We start from the raw sequence: 17,929 nt of genomic DNA on the forward strand, positions 1-17,929 counted from the left end.
TTGCTAGAATCCGGGCTCCCAACCCCGCCTCGTGAGAATTTCCATGTCGATGGACCGGCCCACCCCTGCGTCGCAGGGGTTATTCGTACCTAAATTGCTGACCGTGCTGCGCGAGGGCTATACGCCCTCGAAGTTCAGCGCCGACCTCATTGCCGGTCTCACCGTGGCCATCGTCGCCTTGCCGCTTTCCATGGCGCTGGCCATCGCGTCCGGCGCGACGCCGGACAAGGGGCTGCTGACGGCCATCGTCGCAGGCTTCCTCATCTCCGCGCTGGGCGGCAGCCGTTTCCAGATCGGCGGGCCGACCGGCGCCTTCGTCGTCGTCGTCTTCAACATCATCGAGACGCAAGGCTATGACGGGCTCGTCATCGCGACCTTCATGGCGGGGCTCATGCTCATGGTGGCGGGCTGGGCGCGGCTCGGTACTTACATCAAATATGTGCCGCAGCCCGTGGTGACGGGTTTTACCGCCGGTATCGCCGTCATCATCGCGACGAGCCAGATCAAGGATTTCCTCGGGCTGACGACCGGCGAACTGCCGGGGGCCTTTTTCGACAAGATCCCCGTGCTGTTCGAGGCGCTGCCGACGCTGTCGCCTGCGACGCTCGCTGTGGCGCTGGGCTCGCTCGTCTTCATTCTGGCGCTCCGGCGCTACCGGCCCACCTGGCCGGGTTTCCTCTTCGTGGCGGTGCTGGCCTCCGTTCTCGTCTGGGCCTTCGCGCTGCCGACCGAGACCATCGGCACGCGCTTTGCCGGGCTCCATCCGTCCTTCGCCATGCCCAGCCTGCCGGATGTGAGCCTGCACCGCCTCGGCACGCTGCTTCCCTCCGCCTTCACCATTGCGTTTCTGGGCGGGGTGGAATCGCTTCTCTCCGCCATGGTGGCCGACAGCATGACGGGCCGCCGTCACCGCTCCAATTGCGAGCTGGTGGCGCAGGGCGCGGCGAATTGCGCCTCGGCGCTGGTCGGCGGGCTGCCCGCCACGGGCGCCATCGCGCGCACCGCGACCAATATCCGCGCCGGCGCCATCGGTCCCGTCTCGGGGATGATCCATGCCGCCGCGGTGCTCGTCTTCCTGCTCGTCGCCTGGCCGCTTGCGACCTTCATTCCGCTTGCCGCGCTCGCTGCGATCCTTTTCGTCGTGGCGTGGAACATGTCGGAGATCGACAAGTTCGCGCATCTGATGAAGGCGCCCATCGGCGACCGGCTGGTGCTGCTCGCCACATTCGGCCTCACCGTGGCGGTGGATCTCACCGTCGCCATCGAGGTCGGCGTGGTGCTTGCCGCCGTCCTCTTCATGCATCGCATGTCCGAAGCGGTGGAGGTGCAGGCGCATATGAAACTGCTGGAAGAGGATCAGGCGGATAACGCGCCCCATGCCGTGCCGCCCATGGAAGAGCGCGAGCTGCCGCCCGGCGTGGTGGCGAGCCTCATCAACGGTCCCTTCTTCTTCGGTGTTGCCATGCGGCTCGGCGAGACGATGGACCGCATCGGCACCCCGCCGAAAGTCTTCATCCTGCGCATGCGCGCCGTGCCCTTGATCGACGGCACCGGCGCCAGCGCCATCCAGACGCTGATCGACCGTTGCGCGAAGCACGGCACCAAGGTCATCGTCACCGCGCTCCAGCCTCAGCCCGAACAGGTGCTGACACAGATGGGCGTGCTCGACAGCGCGGTCATCCGCGTGGCGAATTTCGACGAGGCCATCGTAAAGGCGCGGGAGATCGTGGCGGGGTAGCAAATAACAAGTGTCATCCCGGCCTTGTGCCGGGATCCAGGGGCCGCAAGCACGGTATTTGCCGCCCTGGACCCCTGGACGAAGCCCGGGGTGACAGTCCCCCTTTATTGTCTCCCCAATATTTCCCCCCGATTATGGTTCGTCACAAAACCGGGTTAGGCTTCCGCTGCGAACGACCATTTCGATTGGGGGCAATCATGAAAAACTGGATCGCGGCGCTTTTCGCCGCCTTTCTTCTCCTGCCCGTCTCGGGCGCATGGGCCGGAGAGCTGGGCAGTCTCGGCGACGTCAAGACGCTCACCGACAATGCGATGAAGGATATTTCCGGCGGCAAGATCGATGCGGGCTTCAAGGCGCTTCAGCCCTATGTCGCCTTCTCGCAGGAAGAGTTCGGCGAGTTCAAGGCGCATGTCGCCGAGCAGATGCCGCAGGTCGAGACCCATATGGGCAAGAATGTCGGCTATGAGCTTGTCGAGGACAAGGAACTCGGCACCTCACTCTACCGCGCCGTCTATCTGCAGAAGCAGGAGAAGTCCGCGCTGGTCTGGTACTTCACCTTCTACAAGGGCGCCGACGGCTGGACGCTGAACGACTTCAACTTCAACGACCACATCAAGGATCTGTTCTGAGGTCAGCCTTCGCGCACTCCGTTTCGTCATGCCCCGCTTCATGCGGGGCATCCACGTCTTGCCGCAACCGGAGAAGTCGTGGATGGCCCGGACAAGCCGGGCCATGACGCGTCAGGAGAGACGAGCTTTCAGGACGTTGCCTTCGCCGGGATGACACGCCGGCGGAGCGACTACCCCAGCAATTTCCCCGGGTTCAAAATCCCCTTCGGGTCGAGCTTTTCCTTCACCGCCTTCAGCGTGCCCATCCCGATCTCGCCCTTTTCCTCCAGCATCCAGGGCGCATGGTCGGTGCCGACGCCGTGGTGATGGCTGATCGTGCCGTGGCCTGCCTCGATGGCATCCGACGCGGCGCGCTTGATTGCCTGCCATTGCTCCACTTCGCGGTCGAGCTGGCGGGGAAACACGAAGGTGAAATAAAGGCTCGCGCCATCCGGATAGGAATGGCTCACATGCGCCATCACGATGCCGCGCGCGCCCTGTTCGGGCACGTTCTCGTCCATCGCTTTCGAAATCGCCGCCGTCACCTTGTCGCGCAGCGCCACGATGTTCGACCAATGCGTCGAGGTTTCGAGCGTGTCCACCGCCAGCCCGCGGTCCAGCATCGGGTCGCGGCTATAGGGCGAGTGGAAGCGGCCCTCATACCATTTGCGGCCCGGGCCGGTGCCGAGCGCCATGGCGCCCTCGGCCTTGGCAATCGCTTCGGTCTGCGCCTGCGCCCAGAGCACGGTTTCCTTGTCGCCTTCGAGCCCGATCAGCATCAGGCAAGGGCCGTGGGCAAAGCCGCGCGCCTTCAGGAACATCTCCTGCAGCTTCGATTTCAGCCCGCCTGACGAGCTTGAGGAGAATTTCTGGAAGAAATGCGTCTCGTCGGCATCCGACAGCCGCACCATGGCGACGGGAATGTCGGCATGGTTGATGCGCCGCGCCACTTCCACGCCCGCCTCGAAATTCTTGAAGAGATAGCCGCGATAGTCTTTGCGCGCGGGCAGTTCATGCACCTTCACGGTCGCTTCGCAGATGATGCCGAGCGTGCCTTCCGAGCCCGCGACGAGCTGGTTCAGATTGGGTCCCGCGGCGGAAGCCGGGAAGTCTTCCGTCTCCCAGAAGCCTTCGGGCGTGGCGAGCTTTGCGTTCACCAGCCATTTTTCCGCCTTGCCGTAGCGGTTTGATTGCTGGCCCGCACCGCGCGCCGCGATCCAGCCGCCCAGCGTCGAGAACTCGAAGCTCTGCGGATAATGGCCGAGCGTCACGCCATGGTTCTGAAGCTGTTCTTCCAGCGCGGGCCCGTAAATGCCCGCCTCGATGCGCGCCGTCATCGACACCTTGTCGATGCGGATGACGCGCGTCATCATCGTCATGTCCACAGTCAGCACCGCGCCGTCGAGCGACTTCGCCAGTGCGTTGACGCCGCCCACCACGGAAGAGCCGCCGCCGAAAGGCACCAGCGTAATGTCTTCTTCCTGCGCGAGCTTCATCACCGACATCACTTCATCGGCCGCGCGGGGATAGACCACGCCGTCCGGCGCCATGTCGAGCTTGCCCGCGCGCACATAAAGCAGGTCGTGATAGGACTTGCCGCGCGCATGGAAGGCGCGTTCGTAATCGTCCACGCGCAGCTGGTTCTCGCCCACGATGGCGGCGAGCTTTTCCTGCTGGTCTTCGGTCAGCCGCGTCGGGGCGAGGCGGATTTCATTCATATGCAGGGCAGGCGTCTTCGGCAGATGGCTCAGCCCCAGCGTCTCGCGGATCCATTCCCATTGCGGCGCCTTATCCGGCAGCGCGTTCTCCTGGGCAACCGGGCCCCAGCCGTTCCAGCGCAGCGTTGTGCGGTCGATGGTCATTTTCGTTTCCTCTTGGTCTCTAGACCCTCAGCGTCAGCGCGCCGGGCAATATCTCGAAGCGCGCCGGCAGCCGTCCGGGCGCCTCGCCATCCACATCCAGAAGCACGGGTTTGTCGCCCACGGGCTCGGCTTCCAGCCAGCGGACCCGGTCGGTGAACACTTTCGGATTGTCGATATGGGTGCCCTTGTAGATAGAGCCGGAATCCTTCAGGAAATCCCACATCCCCATATCCATCAGCACCGTCACGTCGAACATGCCGTCGTCGGGTTCGGCCTTCGGTGCGATCATCATGCCGCCGCCGAAAAAGCGTCCATTGGCGACGGCGCAGGTGCCGACCGTCATTTCCTCGTCGATGCCGGTATCGGTCTTGATGCGTACTTCGCGCGGGCGATAGCCGAGCACGGCCATCATCGAGCACCAGAAGAAGGTGAAGCTGCCGCCGAAATTCTTCTGCCAGGTGGCGCGGTTCACCGCGCGGTCCACCGCGCCCGACATGCCGAAGCTCGCAATATTGTCGAAATAGCGCGTGGTTTCGCGCCCGTCCTCGGCAATGAAGCGCAGGCGCCCGATATCGATCCGGCGGGTGTTGCCGCTCGCAATATGCGCGATGCCTTTCTCCCATTCCTGGGGAAAGCCGAAGGTGCGGCGGAAATCGCCGCCCGTGCCGCAATTCAGAATGGCGAGATGGGCGTCGGGGTTGATCTGTTCCTCGCCTTCATAAAAGCCGTTCACGACCTCGTTGATCGTGCCGTCGCCGCCGACCGCGATGACGAGCTGTGCGCCCTCGCGCAAGGCCTGCCGCGTCAGTTCGGCGGCGGGCAGGTAATGCGGGGAGGAGGGAGAGCCGGTGAAATGCACGCGGACGGGGCCGAGATGTTTTTCAAGGTCGCCTGCGATGCGCCGCCAGGCCCGGCCGGTATAGCCGCCGCCCGAGCGCGGGTTCACCACCGCGGCCACATGGGGCATGTAGCCGTCGGCCCGCACATGCGCCATGGGGCTATGTCCGCCTTCCGTGCTCATGCAGAAGCCTTCTGGCTCTCCGGCGATACGGTCTCGAAGCGCTTCAGCGTCTCGGCCATTTCGTTTGCGAGCCGCGTTTCGTCCCAGTCGAGTTCGCGCGCCATCAGTTCGGCCACGCGCTTCACGACATCGGTGCCGGGGGTGCCCAGCGTGCCGAGCCCGGTGCGGCGGAAAATCACGTCGCTGAGCGTCTGCGCCATTTCATTGCGCACGGCATGGATCACCTGTGCGCCGATATCGGGCACGTTGAGGCCGAGGCGGCGTTTCAGCTTCGCATCCGCATTGTCGCCTTCGGCCATTTCCAGCACGCGCTCATATTCGCTGCCGTAATACATGACGAGATTTTCGATCGCCTCTTCCGACATATCCGGATGCGCGCGTTTGGCGCGCTCGATGAAGCTTTTCAGCCGACCGATCTCGCCGCCATGCACAGGCGTCGCTTCCGTCTCGCATTTCGCCTCGCGGCCGAGTTTGGTGAGCGCCATGTCCACGACTTCTTCCGCCAGCGCCCGGCTCGTCGTCCATTTGCCGCCCAGCGCGGAGATCAGGCCCTCGATCCCGTCGAGTTTCGAATGGTCGCAGACTTCCGCCTCGCGGCTGGCGGTATAGGAGTCCTTCTCCTCGCCTTCCTCGCTGTCGTCGATCAGCGGACGCAGCCCCGCATAGAAATGGATCACGTCGTCGCGCGTCAGCTCCAGGCCCGGCAGGCCGTTATTCACGACACGGAGGAAATCCTCGATATCGTCTTCCGACACGCCCACCTTGTCCGGATCGCCCTCATAGAGCTTGTCGGTCGTGCCGATGATGGTGTGGCCGCGCCAGGGAATGACGAAGAAATGCCCGCCAATGTCCGACTGGATGGCGAAGGCGTATTTGCCGGAAATGTCGCGGGTGATGATGTGAATGCCCTTGGAGCGCATCAGGCGGCGCGAGGGTTTGTGTTCTTCCGCCATGCCGATCATCTTGTCGGCCCAGGGCCCGCCGCCATTCACCACAACGCGGCCCTTGACCATGTGGGTCTCGCCGGTCAGGTGGTCGGTCACTTCCACGCCGGAAATGCGTTTCGTGTTGCCGCTGGCGCTCGCTTCCGTCACGAAGCGCGTCACCTCCGCATAGTTCGCGGCCTTCGCGCCATATTCCACCGCGCCCATCAGCACCGACAGGCAGAGCCGTTCCGGCGCGAACATCTGGCAGTCGTAATAGATCTTGCCGCCGGTCAGCCCGTCGCGTGGCAGGCTGGGGATGAGGTCCAGCGTCTCGCCCCGCGAGATGGAGCGGAAGCCGGGCAGCTTCTTGTCGGTGTCCGACAGCCAGTTCCGGTCATAGGAGAGGAGATCGTAAAAGGTGAGGCCGATGGAGAGCACGACCGGCCCCTTCATGCCCCAGCCATAGGTCGGGATGATGAAGGGCAGCGGATGCACCATATGCGGCGCGACCTGTTCCCAGACCCGGCGCTCGCGCAGCGATTCGCGCACCAGCTTCAGCTCCCCGTTCACGAGATAGCGCAAGCCCCCATGGGTCAGCTTGGAGGAGCCCGACGTGGTGCCATGGGCGAAGTCGCCCTTTTCCAGCAGCGCCACTTTCAGGCCGCGCAGGCTCGCATCCCACGCCACGCTCGCGCCCGTTATGCCGCCGCCGACGATCACCAGGTCGTATTCGGCCTCACTCATGGCTTTCAGGTCGCGCTGCATCGGGCGGGGGTCCTCGTCTCACAGGGAAATACAGGTCATTTACCGGGGGAAATACTCGCCCGGGAGGCTATCCCCAGCGTCATCCCGGGTCCAGTGGAGAAGGGTGCGTTCCCACTCACTTTGTCATCCCGGCCAGAATCAGCGTCATGGCCCGGCTTGTCCGGGCCATCCACGTCTTTCTTTCACGCTGCAAAGACGTGGATGCCCCGCCTGAAGCGGGGCATGACGGGCTGTTTGAAAGGGGAGCTACTCCACCAGCCGCTTGCTCATCAGCAGGCAGCCCGTCTCTTCCCAGCCGAGGCTTTCGTAAAGGCGGCGGGCGCGCTCATTGGCCTTCACCACCTCCAGATGGAGATAGTGGAAGCCCAGCCGCTTCACTTGCGTTTCGAGGAAGGCCATCACCTGCTTGCCGAGGCCCTTGCCGCGATATGCGTCCTTCAGGAAGAGCTCGTCCAGAAAGCCGTCCCGCCCGCCATACTGCATGGAAAAGCCGATGGTCAGGATGAGATAGCCCGCGACCGTCTCGCCATCCTCGATGATCCAGGCCCGCACATTGGGGTCGCCCGCGCAAATGGCGTCGAGCGCGGGCCCGTGAAGCCCCGGCTCATATTCGTGATCGTCGAAGTCGTAATAGGCCCGCACCAGCTCTTCCAGCAGCCCCCGGTCGCTCACGCCGACGGGCCGGAAGGCGAGGGCGATGTCATGCGTCGCGTTCATGCGCGGGGAGATAGCATGTGCCGGGGAAAATATGAATGTCATCCCGGCATTTGTTGTCGTCATGGCCCGGCTTGTCCGGGCCATCCACGTCTTTTCATGCCCCGAAGACGTGGATGCCCCGCCTGAAGCGGGGCATGACGGTGAGGTGCCGGGTAGTGTTTAGGCTAGCGCTTCTTCAACCCCTTCTGCTCCATGCGCCACACAAGCAGGTCCAGCCGGTCCTGGCCGAAGAAGGGTTCGCCCTCGAACACCATGAGCGGCACGCCCCAGTGGCCGGCATCCTTCTGCGCGGCTTCGTTTTCGGCGATCGCCTTTTCATAGTGATCGGGGTCCTTCTCGATGGCGGCGTCGAGTTCGGCCATGTCGAGGCCCGCGCGCGCAGCGGCCTTTTCCAGATGGTCGCCCTCGTTCCACTTCTTCACGCCGCCGAAGACCACGCTCGACACCTCATAGAGGAAGGGGAGTCCCTTGCCGCGTTCCACCGCCGCGATGCCCGCCCGCGTCAGGCGCGAGATATAGGGCTGGTCTTCGGGCACCTCGCCCGTCGAAATATCCATCACGATCGGATCCGGGTCCGGCCAGTTATAGGGCAGTCCCAGATATTGCGAGATGCGGAAGGTGTCGTTGATGAGATAGGGCGGCCACATCGGATTGACGTTCTTGAAGAAGTCCTTGATGCGCACCGCGATGGGGTAGACCGGGCGTACATTGATCTTCAGGTCGTAATCCTTCTCCATCTGCACGAGCCGCGGCGTCGCCAGATAGGAATAGGGCGAGCGGAACGACCAGAAGAGGTCGAATTCGAGCGTCATCAGGGCCTCCCTGCCTTGAGTCTTAATGTTAGGCATTAATATGGAGAGGGAAGGCGGGAGGCGCAAGGGAGGAGTGGTTTACATTGGCTGTCACCCCGGCCTTGTGCCGGGGCCCAGGGGCCGCACGCTCCGTGCTTGTCGCTCTGGATCCCGGGACAAGCACGGGATGACATCTGGGAAAGTCGATGGCTCTCAATCGCGCGCCGTTTTTCATCCTGTGCTAGTCAGGACCTCTCTCCTGTCGCCAACCCTGCCACCCCCTGCCAGAGGAGTTGCCATGCTTGCCGATCTGCGCGCCGATTTCCGCTGGCTTGCCGCCGGGTTCCTGCTCACCTTCTGCTCGGGGTTCGGCCAGACCTATTTCATCGCGCTGTTCGCGGGCCATCTGAAGGCCGATCTCGGCCTGTCGGAAGGCGGCTTCGGCGGGCTTTACACGGCGGGTACGCTCGCCAGCGCCGCGCTTCTCATGTGGGCGGGGCGGCTTGCCGACGACTATCCCATCCGTTGGCTGGGCGTGGGCATTCTGTCCGGTCTCGCCGTCGTCTCGCTCGGCATGGCGAGCGTCTCGTCGGCCTGGATGCTCGCCTTCGTCTTTTTCGGCCTGCGCTTTTTCGGGCAGGGCATGCTCACCCATATTTCCATGACGGCGATGGGCCGCTGGTTCGACGCCAAGCGTGGCCGCGCCGTCTCCATCGCGGGGCTCGGCCTGTCGAGCGCGGAAGCGGTGCTTCCCATTGCGGCGGTGGCTCTTGTCGCCGCGCTGGGCTGGCGCATGACATGGGTGGCCATCGCCGCCGCGCTGATCCTTCTGCCCACGCTCGCGCTTCTCCTGCTGGTCGAACGCGACCGCGTGCCCGAAACGGCGGAAGCGCCCAAGGACGCGTCATCCGCCGCGCAGCCCGCCGCGCGCCCCGTTGAGCATCGTCAATGGACGCGCGGCGAGGTTATCCGCCAGCCGCTCTTTTACGCGCTGATGCCGGTCATTCTCGCCCCGCCTTTCATCCTCACCGGCATCTTCATCAACCAGGTGACGGTGGTGGAGATGAAGGGCTGGGATCTCACCTGGTTCGCGGCGAGCTTTCCGGTGCTGGCGGGCGTCAACATGGTGTCGGGGCTCGGTGCGGGCTGGCTGGTCGACCGCTTCGGCGCGCGGCATATCCTGCCGGTCTATCTCTTGCCGCTCGCCGCGGGCATCGCGGCGCTGGCCTTCGTCTCCAATGCCTGGGTGCTGCCGGTTTTCATGGCGCTGGCGGGCGTCACCATGGGGAGCGCGGCGACGCTCGGCGGCGCGCTCTGGGCGGAGCTTTACGGCACGCTGCATCTCGGCGCCATTCGCGGGGTTACGACGTCCACCATGGTGTTTTCGACCGCGCTCTCGCCGGGGCTGATCGGCGTGCTCCTCGATGCGGGCGTGCCCTTCTTCTGGCAGCTCCTCGCCATGGGCGTCTATTGCCTCGCTGCCGCCGGCTGGAGCCTCCTCCTCATCCCCGGCCTCGACCGCACGGCGGAGGCGTGATCCCGCGCTAGATCTCCCGCGACATGAAAATGTTGTGCGGGCCGCCCTTATAGTCGCCGAAGGGTTCGCAAGGCGTGAAGCCGTGCCGGGCATAGAGCGCGCGGGCGGGGGCGAAATAGGCTTGCGTGCCGGTTTCGAGGCTGAGCCGCGTCATGCCGGAAAGCCGCGCCTTCTCCATGATATGGCCGAGCATGGTGGCCGCGACGCCCTTGCCCCTGAGATGCGCCGCCGTATGCATGGATTTGATTTCGCCATGCGTGGGCGAGAGCCGTTTCAGCGCGCCGCATCCGGCGAGTTCTTCTTCGCCGTCTTTTCCATTGCCGTGCCAGATGGTCCAGAAGCCGATCCCCGGCGCCTGAAGCCCTTTCAGGTCCAGCGCATAGGCCGTGCAGGGCGGCGAAGCCTCCCGCGCCAGTTTCACATGGGTCTCCAGCAGCTCGACCACGCGGCGGTCCGAAAAATCCCCCTCGATGATGCGCAGCATGATGGATGGCCCCTGTCGTTTCGTTTCCCCCATCTTGTCATTGCCGGACTTGATCCGGCAATCCAGCGCAATGAGTGCCGCAGGCACCTGCCCTGTGCCACAATGCCCGCCAAACACGGAGGACACCTCATGCGGCTTATCACCAGGTGGCGCAATTCGGCGGGGGAGCGCGTGCGCATCGCGCTGCGGCTCAAGGGCGTGCCCTTCGACTATGTGCCGGTGGACGAGATGGGGCTCGACGAGTACCGCCGCCTCAACCCGCAGGGGCTCCTTCCCGCGCTCGACATGGACGGCCGCGTCATCGCGCAGTCGGTGGCCATTCTCGCCTTTCTGGAAGAGGAATATCCCGAGCCCGCGCTGCTCCCCGAAGACCCGATGCTGCGGGCGGAGGCGCGCGCCTTCGCCGCCCATATCGCCTCGGAGATGCATGCGCTGACGGTCAAGCGCATCGGCCGTTTCCTCGACGCCGAATATGGCGTGGACGAGGAGGGGCTCTCCCGCTGGCAGCGGCACTGGATGGTGGAGGGCTTCACCGCGCTGGAAGAAGCGCTGGCCCGGCGCGACACCGAATGGCCCTTCTGCTTCGGCGAGACGCCCGGCTGGGCCGACCTCCACCTCGTGCCGCAAATGCGCAACGCGCGGCGCTTCGGTTGCGACCTCTCGGCCTACAAACGCCTCAACGCCATCGACGCCCGCTGCAACGAAATGGAAGCCTTCACGCTGTCGAGGCCCGAGATGCAGGAGGACTGGCCGGGCGAGGGGGCGGTGTAGGGCCCGCGCAGGGCACAGCCCGCCGCAACACCCACAGGTGTCATCCCGGCGAAAGTTAGTAACTATTTGCTGGGTAGTTGTAGTTGATCAAAAAACGCTCTATTGCGCTCTTTAGCTGCCGCTATGAGGCGATCGTATGACATGACTTCGATGTAGGCGTTATAAGTTTCGTCTCTATGGTATCCGAAGTACCCCATTCCATCCGCTGTCTTCATGAGTTGATGCAGACGGCAGCATTTTTTCATGCTGTCTGTTAAATCGGCGAGGACATAGACGTATCCCGGAATACGATCCGCGTCTGGAATTGGGCGTCCGTCCCGGGTCGATGCTCCACTACGAAGGCGTTGTAGATAATCCAGGCCCTGCAAGATTGGGTCCTTGGATTCGCCTTCTCCCCCCTTAAACCCTTTTCGCATGGGTCTTTTAATTTCGATCACCGTTATTGAGGCACTGGGGGTATTTTTCTCTCCCGCTAAAAAAGGTGTATCGAACAGACGAAGTGCCGAAATGTCTGGTTCTTTAGTGCTTGTATCGGAGGTTGTTTTGTTGCTTGAGATTGTCTTATCGGATGCGAGGTAGTGATGAAACGCGAGGCGTTCGTCGAGTAGCCACAAATTCTGACGACGATATTCCATATCGTCAGAAGTTTTTTGCATCGGCACGATAAGATCGTGGATGATATCTTCCGGTGCAAATTCCCCACTTTTGTTGCTCATGGCCGACTCGAACAGGTCAATTATCACGCGGCGGTGCATCACATAATTTGCCAAGTCCGATTGCTTTAGGTCTGCAACGGTTTCTAGATACTTTTTTAGGCGCTCCCTGTAGGCGTCCTGTGTTTCGCCCTTGAAAGGCGTCATTATCTCGTGACCTTCGCTAATCATCCTTTCTTCCACTTTGTAAAGTTGGCGGTGTAGTGCGAGGTCAAGGTCGCGATCCGATATGGATGGATCGATAACAGTGTTTTCGTCTATGTGCGGCAAAATAGGCCTATATCGTGGGGCGATTTCATTCACGTATTTTTGTAAACGGGTTTCGCTTTCCTTTATTTTTTCACTCAAGCTTTCGCGAAGGTATTTCTTTATGGAATCTATAACTCGCTCTCTAATTTCTTTTAGAGAAATATCAGCAAAAATTCCCGAATTCTCTTCGTCGATATAAAAGCCTGTCCGTTGTTCGTAAACGTGTTCATCAAGGTATGGGCTCGTCAGATAAGCTGCGTATGTGAAGTCTCCTGCTGCATCGGACATAATGCCAAAGAGGCCTGGTATTTTGCCTTGGAGGGATTCTTCTTTGACCAGACGACCTGCAGCGCAGTAGTTGAGCGTATTCAGCTTGTGCATGCTCGCTCGGAATTTTACATGGGTTATTTCAAATGTATTCTCGCCAATTTTTATAACTTCATGTTTGGCGCTTGAGTGCATGTGCGTGTCGAATAACTCTAATAGAGATATAACTTCGGAGCCATCTTGCATGTTGATGGCGGGTACACCCTCATCTCGGATGAAATACCAGAGACAGTGTTCGAGTAATCCTTCAGCTATAGACTGTAATGTTTTCGATGCGTTGTCGGCGTATTTAGATTGAATGCCTGAAAGTGTAACGCGGGTTTCCTTTGGAGAAGATGTAGAATCCGCTGTTCCCGACTGAGTAACGCCATCTACGGGATCAAAGGAAAAACGGCGGCGAAAATTTCCATTTTTAGTGGTGAAAACACTATCGACGTCAACCGTTCGGAACGCTTTCAGCCACATGAGTCTTCCGACTCCGCGACAACCTTTCTTTTCTTTGTGAAGGGAATCCAAAGTGTTAAATGATTGCCAGTTATCTTCATTGAATCCAGCGCCATCGTCGCGGATTTCAAATCCTTCAATAGGTCCTTTTTCAGATTTAGAATTTTTGGAGAAAAGATTCTCTGTTCGTAAAACTCGAATTGTTATTTGGTGATCTTCAAGACTGATGTCGCAATTTTCTGCGTCTTCCTCCGAAGCGTGTATTGAGTTAACAACAGCCTCGTAAAGTGGCATCATAGACTTGCTAATGGGTAGGTGTGTATTTCTTAGTCTACCTTGAAGCAGGCTTTCCATTGGCTGTATCTCTGTTTTTTTTAGAGTTTAAAATCGGATGGAAAATTTAGTTTCTTTGGGGTCCCTTAATAAAGTGACATGAAGTCCCGGAAAAGAACAAGTGGTCAAGTCCAAGTCTGCGTGACCCCCTCCACCCCCCCTGCTAAGCTCCCCTCAAAGCCATAAAACAAACGGCAACAACATCAGGGGAGGAGCAGCCATGGCGCAGGTTCAGGCCAACGGCATTACCATCGAATATGAGAGCTTCGGCTCGACCGACAATCCGACCATCCTGCTCGTCATGGGGCTCGGCGGTCAGCTCACCTTGTGGAACACGGAGCTTTGCGAGGAACTCGTGACGCGCGGCTATCATGTCGTGCGCTACGACAATCGCGACGTGGGCCTTTCCACCAAGTTCGACGCGGCGGGCATTCCCGACATGGAGAAGATCTTCACCGCGCTCGCCACGGGCGGGGCGGTGGATGCGCCCTATTCGCTGGACGACATGGCCGCCGACGGCATGGCGCTGCTCGATGCGCTCGGCATCGACAAGGCGCATATCGCGGGCGCGTCCATGGGCGGCATGATTGTGCAGCTCATGGCGACGAACCATCCCGAAAAAGTCCTCTCGCTCACTTCCATCATGTCGAACACCGGCAATCCGGAAGTCCCGCAGGGCAGCGATGCCGCGATGGGCGCGCTGATGGCGCCCGCGCCGGACCCGAGCGACCATGAGGCGGTCATCGCGCGCGGCATGAACACCTGGACCGTCATCGGCAGCCCCGGTTACCGCACGCCGGAGCCGCAGCTTCGCGAATGGGTGGAGCGCGATACGGCGCGCAGCTATTACCCGCAAGGCACGATCCGGCAGATGGCGGCCATCGTGTCGAATGGCGACCGGCGCGAGAAACTGAAGAAGCTGAACGTGCCCGCCGTCGTGCTGCATGGCAAGGATGACCCGCTGGTGCCCGTCGCGGGCGGCGAGGATACGGCGGCGAGCATTCCGGGGGCGGAGCTTCGCGTCATCCCCGGCATGGGGCACGACTTCCCGGTGAGCCTTGTCGATGTGTTCGCCGACGCCATCACCGCGGCCGCCTCGCGCGCCTCGGCGTCGCAAGCGGCAGAGTGAGGGGGCGATCTCATGAACATGCAGAAAATCAAAGCCAACGGCATCGAGATCAACATCGAAGATCGGGGGCCGGAGGGCGCGCCCGCCATTCTCTTCGTCAATGGCTACACCTCCACCATGATGAGCTGGCCGGAAGAGCTGATGGAGGGATTGCGCGCGGAAGGCTTCCGCGTCATCCGTTACGACAATCGCGATGTCGGCCACACGGAAAAGCTTTCCGGCATTCCCGATATTCCCGCCGTGGCAAAGGCCGTCCGCGCGGGCGAAAAGCCGGACATGCCTTACACGCTTGCCGATATGGCGGCGGACGGCATGGGCGTGCTCGATGCGCTCGGTATCGACAAGGCGCATGTGATGGGCATTTCCATGGGCGGCATGATCGTGCAGCGCATGGCGATCCATCATCCCGACCGTCTGCTCTCCGTCACCTCCATCATGTCCACCACGGGCAATCCGAACCTGCCGCAGGCAAGCGAGGCTGCGATGGAGGCGCTGCGCGAGCAGCCCGCGTCGGACGAGCGCGAGGTCGTGATCGCGCATCGCATGAAGGGCCGCCGCGTTTACGAAAGTCCGGCCTATCGCAAGACGGAGGATGAGCTGCGCGAACTCGTCGCCCGCGAGTTCGACCACATGTATTACCCGGAAGGCGCGACGCGGCAGTATGCGGCGATCGTCGGCGACGGCAGCCGCGTGGATGAGCTTGCGAAGGTGCGCGTGCCCTTCCTCGTCATCCATGGCAAGGCGGATCCGCTGGTGCCGGTCGAAGGCGGTATCGACACGGCGAAAGCCGTGCCGGGCGCGACGCTCGAACTCATCGAGGGCATGGGCCACGATCTTCCCGTGCCGCTGTGCGAGACCTATGTGCGGCTCATCGCCGACCACGCCAAGGGTGCCACGGCAGGCGCGCAGGCGGCGGACTGAGCAATCTTTGCGCTGGATTGCCGGGTCGGTGCCCGGCAATGACAATCCTTTTATCTGTCATGCCCGGGCTTTGACCCGGGCATCCAGTTTCCGCCCTCCCTTTCTTCATGGGCCATTCTTCATGGGCGTGTCGCATCGCGGCTGTTAGGATGAGGGCCGGTTCCCGCGTCACCTGCCGAGAGTCCTTCCATGCCTCATGCCGACGTCAATGGTCTCCAGCTCTACTACGAGACCCATGGCGACCCGCGGCGCGAGGCGATTATCCTCATCATGGGGCTTGGCGGGCAGCTCATCGACTGGCCGGAGGCGTTGATCGACCGGCTTACGCAAGCGGGCTATCGCGTCATCCGCTTCGACAATCGCGATGCGGGGCTTTCCACCAAATTCGACGGATTTCGCCTGCCGGATGTCACCGCGCTCTGGGGGCAGATGATGTCGGGCCGCCCCAGCTTTACGCCCTATACGCTGGACGATATGGCGGCGGACACGGTTGGTCTCATGGATGCGCTGGGGATCGAGCGCGCACATGTCGCGGGCGTCTCGCTTGGCGGCATGATCGCGCAGGCCGTCGCTGCGCACTATCCCGCGCGCGTGCTTTCCCTCACCGCCATCATGTCCACCTCGGGCAATCCGCGCCTGCCGCCGGGCAAACCGGATGTGCTGTCCGCGCTGACGACGCCCGTGTCGTCCGGGGCGGTCGGCGACCAGGCCATCGTGGAACAGATCGTCTGGCTGCAAAAGCTGCTCGCCTCGCCCGGCTACCGTCAGGACGATGAAGAGCTTCGCGCGCAGGCCCGCGCCGATGTCGCGCGCGGCTATGATATGCGCGCCCTGATGCGGCAGTTCATGGCCTCGGTCGCCTCGGGAGACCGCCGCGCCGCGCTGAAACGCATCACCGCGCCGACGGTCGTCATGCATGGCGAGGACGATCCGCTGGTTCCCATCGCGGCGGGTCGCGATGTCGCGGAGAATATTCCGGGGGCGGCGTTTCGGTCCGTGCCCGGCATGGGCCATGACGTGCCGCCCGCGCTTGCCGGCACTTTCGCCGATGCGATCCTCGCCGCCGCGCGGCGCGCCTCAGGGCCTGCGGCCAAGGGAAAACCCGCGACCCTAATCGGGGAAATGGAAGAGGCCGCCACGCGCTTTCGCCGCTGGCTGGGGATGTGAAAATCCCCCACCCGGCGCTTGGCGCCGACCTCCCCCGTGGGACGGGGGAGGTTAAGTGAGGTGCTTCCCCTTATAGCCCTCCCCCGCGAGCGGGGGAGGGTTGGGTGGGGGCCTTAAACCTCAGCCGAGCCGCCGTCGCAGGGGATGCAGGCGCCCGTCGTGTAGCCGCTGGCGCGTGAGGAGAGGAAGATCGCGACGCCCGCGATATCTTCCGGCTCGCCGATGCGGCCGAGCGGGTTGGAAGCGCGGATCGCGTCCCCCATCGTCTCCAGCGTTTCCTTCATCATCTGGCTGGGGAAGGGGCCGGGCGCGATGCAGTTCACCAGGATATGTTCCGGCGCGAGGCGCTTGGCCAGATGTCGCGTCAGCATGATCATGCCCGCCTTGGACGAGGAATAGGCATAGGTTTCCAGCGCGGGCGGCTCGATGCCGTTCACCGAGGCGGTGTTGACGATGCGCGCCGGCGCGCCTTCGCTGGCGGCCTTGCGCAGCATGGGCAGCAGTTTCTGCACCAGGAAGAAGGGGCCCTTGAGGTTGATGTTGAAGACCTTGTCCCAGCCCTTTTCGGAATAGTCGTCGATGGGCTCGCCCCAGGCCGCGCCCGCATTGTTGATGAGCACGTCGAGCTTTTCCTCGCGCTTGCCCAGTTCCTCCGCCATCCAGTTCACGCCTTCCGTGGTGGAGAGGTCGCAGGGCAGCGAGACGCAGAAGCCCTTTTCCGACAGGCGTTCGGCGAGTTCGTTGCACGGCGCGGCTTTCCGTGCCGAGATATAGACCTTCGCGCCGTTTTCCACGAAGCCGGTGGCGATCATCTCGCCGATCCCGCGCGAGCCGCCGGTGATCAGCACCACCTTGCCCTCGACATTGAACAGATTTTTCATGGGGCTTCCCCTGATTTGAAGTTTCTGGATGGCGAGGAAGCTAGCTGACGTCGGGGAAAGTGGCAATTGCTCACCGTTTTGCCTGTCATTGCCGGGCTTGACCCGGCAATCCAGCGCACTGTGTGCCGCAGGCTCTGTGCTGGATGCCCGGCCTCCTTGAAGTGCAAAGGAGGGTCCGGGCATGACAAGTCAAAATCGCGGAGTCATCCTCATCTCATGCTTGGGTACTTCGTCTACATCATGGCGAGCGGGCGGAACGGGACGATCTATGTCGGCGTGACGAGCGATCTCGCGCGGCGGGTCTACCAGCATCGCAGTGGCGAGGTGGAAGGCTTTACCAGCCGCCACGGCGTGAAGCAGCTCGTCTGGTACGAGGCGTATGACGATGTGACCGCCGCTATCCAGCGTGAGAAGAACATCAAGCACTGGTCGCGGGCGTGGAAGCTCGCGCTCGTTGAGAAAGACAACCCGGACTGGCGGGACCTCTATGAGGATTTGTTCGGCTGATACCCCGTCGCGCCCGGGCGTGTTTTCCCTGTTTGTCA

At 62.2% G+C, this 17,929-nt stretch carries 16 protein-coding genes; 8 read left to right on the forward strand and 8 right to left on the reverse strand.

Features of this window, described 5'->3' with window-relative positions; all coding sequences use genetic code 11:
- The first annotated feature begins 43 nt into the window (after positions 1–43).
- Positions 44–1,738 carry a SulP family inorganic anion transporter gene (locus ACSSVQ_RS12750; RefSeq protein ID WP_454183589.1) on the forward strand — a complete coding sequence of 565 codons (1,695 nt, stop codon included), beginning with the start codon at positions 44–46 and terminating at the stop codon, positions 1,736–1,738.
- 197 nt (positions 1,739–1,935) lie between these two features.
- Positions 1,936–2,367: a hypothetical protein gene (locus tag ACSSVQ_RS12755; RefSeq protein WP_454183591.1), complete on the forward strand. Its 432-nt coding sequence runs from the start codon at positions 1,936–1,938 to the stop codon at positions 2,365–2,367.
- 170 nt (positions 2,368–2,537) lie between these two features.
- Here the strand turns inward: ACSSVQ_RS12755 and ACSSVQ_RS12760 are convergent, their stop codons facing one another.
- From ACSSVQ_RS12760 to ACSSVQ_RS12780, 5 genes are all read right to left on the reverse strand, one after another.
- Positions 2,538–4,208, reverse strand: coding sequence for an FAD-binding oxidoreductase (locus ACSSVQ_RS12760; RefSeq protein WP_454183593.1), 1,671 nt, complete (start codon positions 4,206–4,208; stop codon positions 2,538–2,540).
- Between the two features lie 19 nt (positions 4,209–4,227).
- Positions 4,228–5,229: a diacylglycerol/lipid kinase family protein gene (locus ACSSVQ_RS12765; RefSeq protein ID WP_454183595.1), complete on the reverse strand. Its 1,002-nt coding sequence runs from the start codon at positions 5,227–5,229 to the stop codon at positions 4,228–4,230.
- A complete protein-coding gene (locus ACSSVQ_RS12770; protein WP_454183597.1) occupies positions 5,226–6,899 on the reverse strand; it encodes an FAD-dependent oxidoreductase in 1,674 nt (557 codons plus the stop codon). The genes ACSSVQ_RS12765 and ACSSVQ_RS12770 overlap by 4 nt, the downstream gene beginning before the upstream one ends.
- 267 nt (positions 6,900–7,166) lie before the next feature.
- Complete coding sequence (locus ACSSVQ_RS12775) at positions 7,167–7,637, reverse strand: N-acetyltransferase family protein (protein WP_454183599.1); 471 nt, start codon at positions 7,635–7,637, stop codon at positions 7,167–7,169.
- Positions 7,638–7,801: 164 nt separating this feature from the next.
- Positions 7,802–8,449: a DsbA family protein gene (locus ACSSVQ_RS12780; RefSeq protein ID WP_454183601.1), complete on the reverse strand. Its 648-nt coding sequence runs from the start codon at positions 8,447–8,449 to the stop codon at positions 7,802–7,804.
- A gap of 277 nt (positions 8,450–8,726) precedes the next feature.
- On the opposite strand from ACSSVQ_RS12780, the gene ACSSVQ_RS12785 reads away from it, so the two are divergent.
- Positions 8,727–9,965 carry an MFS transporter gene (locus ACSSVQ_RS12785; RefSeq protein ID WP_454183603.1) on the forward strand — a complete coding sequence of 413 codons (1,239 nt, stop codon included), beginning with the start codon at positions 8,727–8,729 and terminating at the stop codon, positions 9,963–9,965.
- Between the two features lie 7 nt (positions 9,966–9,972).
- Here the strand turns inward: ACSSVQ_RS12785 and ACSSVQ_RS12790 are convergent, their stop codons facing one another.
- Positions 9,973–10,536 carry a GNAT family N-acetyltransferase gene (locus tag ACSSVQ_RS12790; RefSeq protein WP_454183605.1) on the reverse strand — a complete coding sequence of 188 codons (564 nt, stop codon included), beginning with the start codon at positions 10,534–10,536 and terminating at the stop codon, positions 9,973–9,975.
- A 42-nt stretch (positions 10,537–10,578) separates the two neighbouring features.
- On the opposite strand from ACSSVQ_RS12790, the gene maiA reads away from it, so the two are divergent.
- Complete coding sequence (gene maiA / locus ACSSVQ_RS12795) at positions 10,579–11,220, forward strand: maleylacetoacetate isomerase (protein ID WP_454183607.1); 642 nt, start codon at positions 10,579–10,581, stop codon at positions 11,218–11,220.
- Positions 11,221–11,282: 62 nt separating this feature from the next.
- Here the strand turns inward: maiA and ACSSVQ_RS12800 are convergent, their stop codons facing one another.
- Positions 11,283–13,307: a hypothetical protein gene (locus ACSSVQ_RS12800; RefSeq protein ID WP_454183609.1), complete on the reverse strand. Its 2,025-nt coding sequence runs from the start codon at positions 13,305–13,307 to the stop codon at positions 11,283–11,285.
- Positions 13,308–13,506: 199 nt separating this feature from the next.
- On the opposite strand from ACSSVQ_RS12800, the gene ACSSVQ_RS12805 reads away from it, so the two are divergent.
- The 3 genes from ACSSVQ_RS12805 (at position 13,507) to ACSSVQ_RS12815 (ending at position 16,503) form a co-directional block, all read left to right on the forward strand.
- Positions 13,507–14,415: an alpha/beta fold hydrolase gene (locus ACSSVQ_RS12805; RefSeq protein ID WP_454183611.1), complete on the forward strand. Its 909-nt coding sequence runs from the start codon at positions 13,507–13,509 to the stop codon at positions 14,413–14,415.
- 12 nt (positions 14,416–14,427) lie between these two features.
- Positions 14,428–15,336 (forward strand): alpha/beta fold hydrolase, encoded by a 909-nt coding sequence (locus ACSSVQ_RS12810; RefSeq protein WP_454183613.1) that lies wholly within the window; start codon positions 14,428–14,430, stop codon positions 15,334–15,336.
- A 189-nt stretch (positions 15,337–15,525) separates the two neighbouring features.
- Positions 15,526–16,503, forward strand: coding sequence for an alpha/beta fold hydrolase (locus ACSSVQ_RS12815; RefSeq protein WP_454183615.1), 978 nt, complete (start codon positions 15,526–15,528; stop codon positions 16,501–16,503).
- A gap of 113 nt (positions 16,504–16,616) precedes the next feature.
- Here the strand turns inward: ACSSVQ_RS12815 and ACSSVQ_RS12820 are convergent, their stop codons facing one another.
- The gene (locus ACSSVQ_RS12820; protein ID WP_454183617.1) at positions 16,617–17,384 is read right to left on the reverse strand and encodes an SDR family oxidoreductase; all 768 of its coding nucleotides are present in this window, start codon (positions 17,382–17,384) and stop codon (positions 16,617–16,619) included.
- A gap of 216 nt (positions 17,385–17,600) precedes the next feature.
- Here ACSSVQ_RS12820 and ACSSVQ_RS12825 point away from each other — a divergent pair, with 216 nt between their 5' ends.
- A complete protein-coding gene (locus ACSSVQ_RS12825; protein ID WP_454183619.1) occupies positions 17,601–17,891 on the forward strand; it encodes a GIY-YIG nuclease family protein in 291 nt (96 codons plus the stop codon).
- Positions 17,892–17,929: the final 38 nt, after the last annotated feature.

The sequence above is a fragment of the Parvibaculum sp. MBR-TMA-1.3b-4.2 genome, from assembly GCF_053628815.1.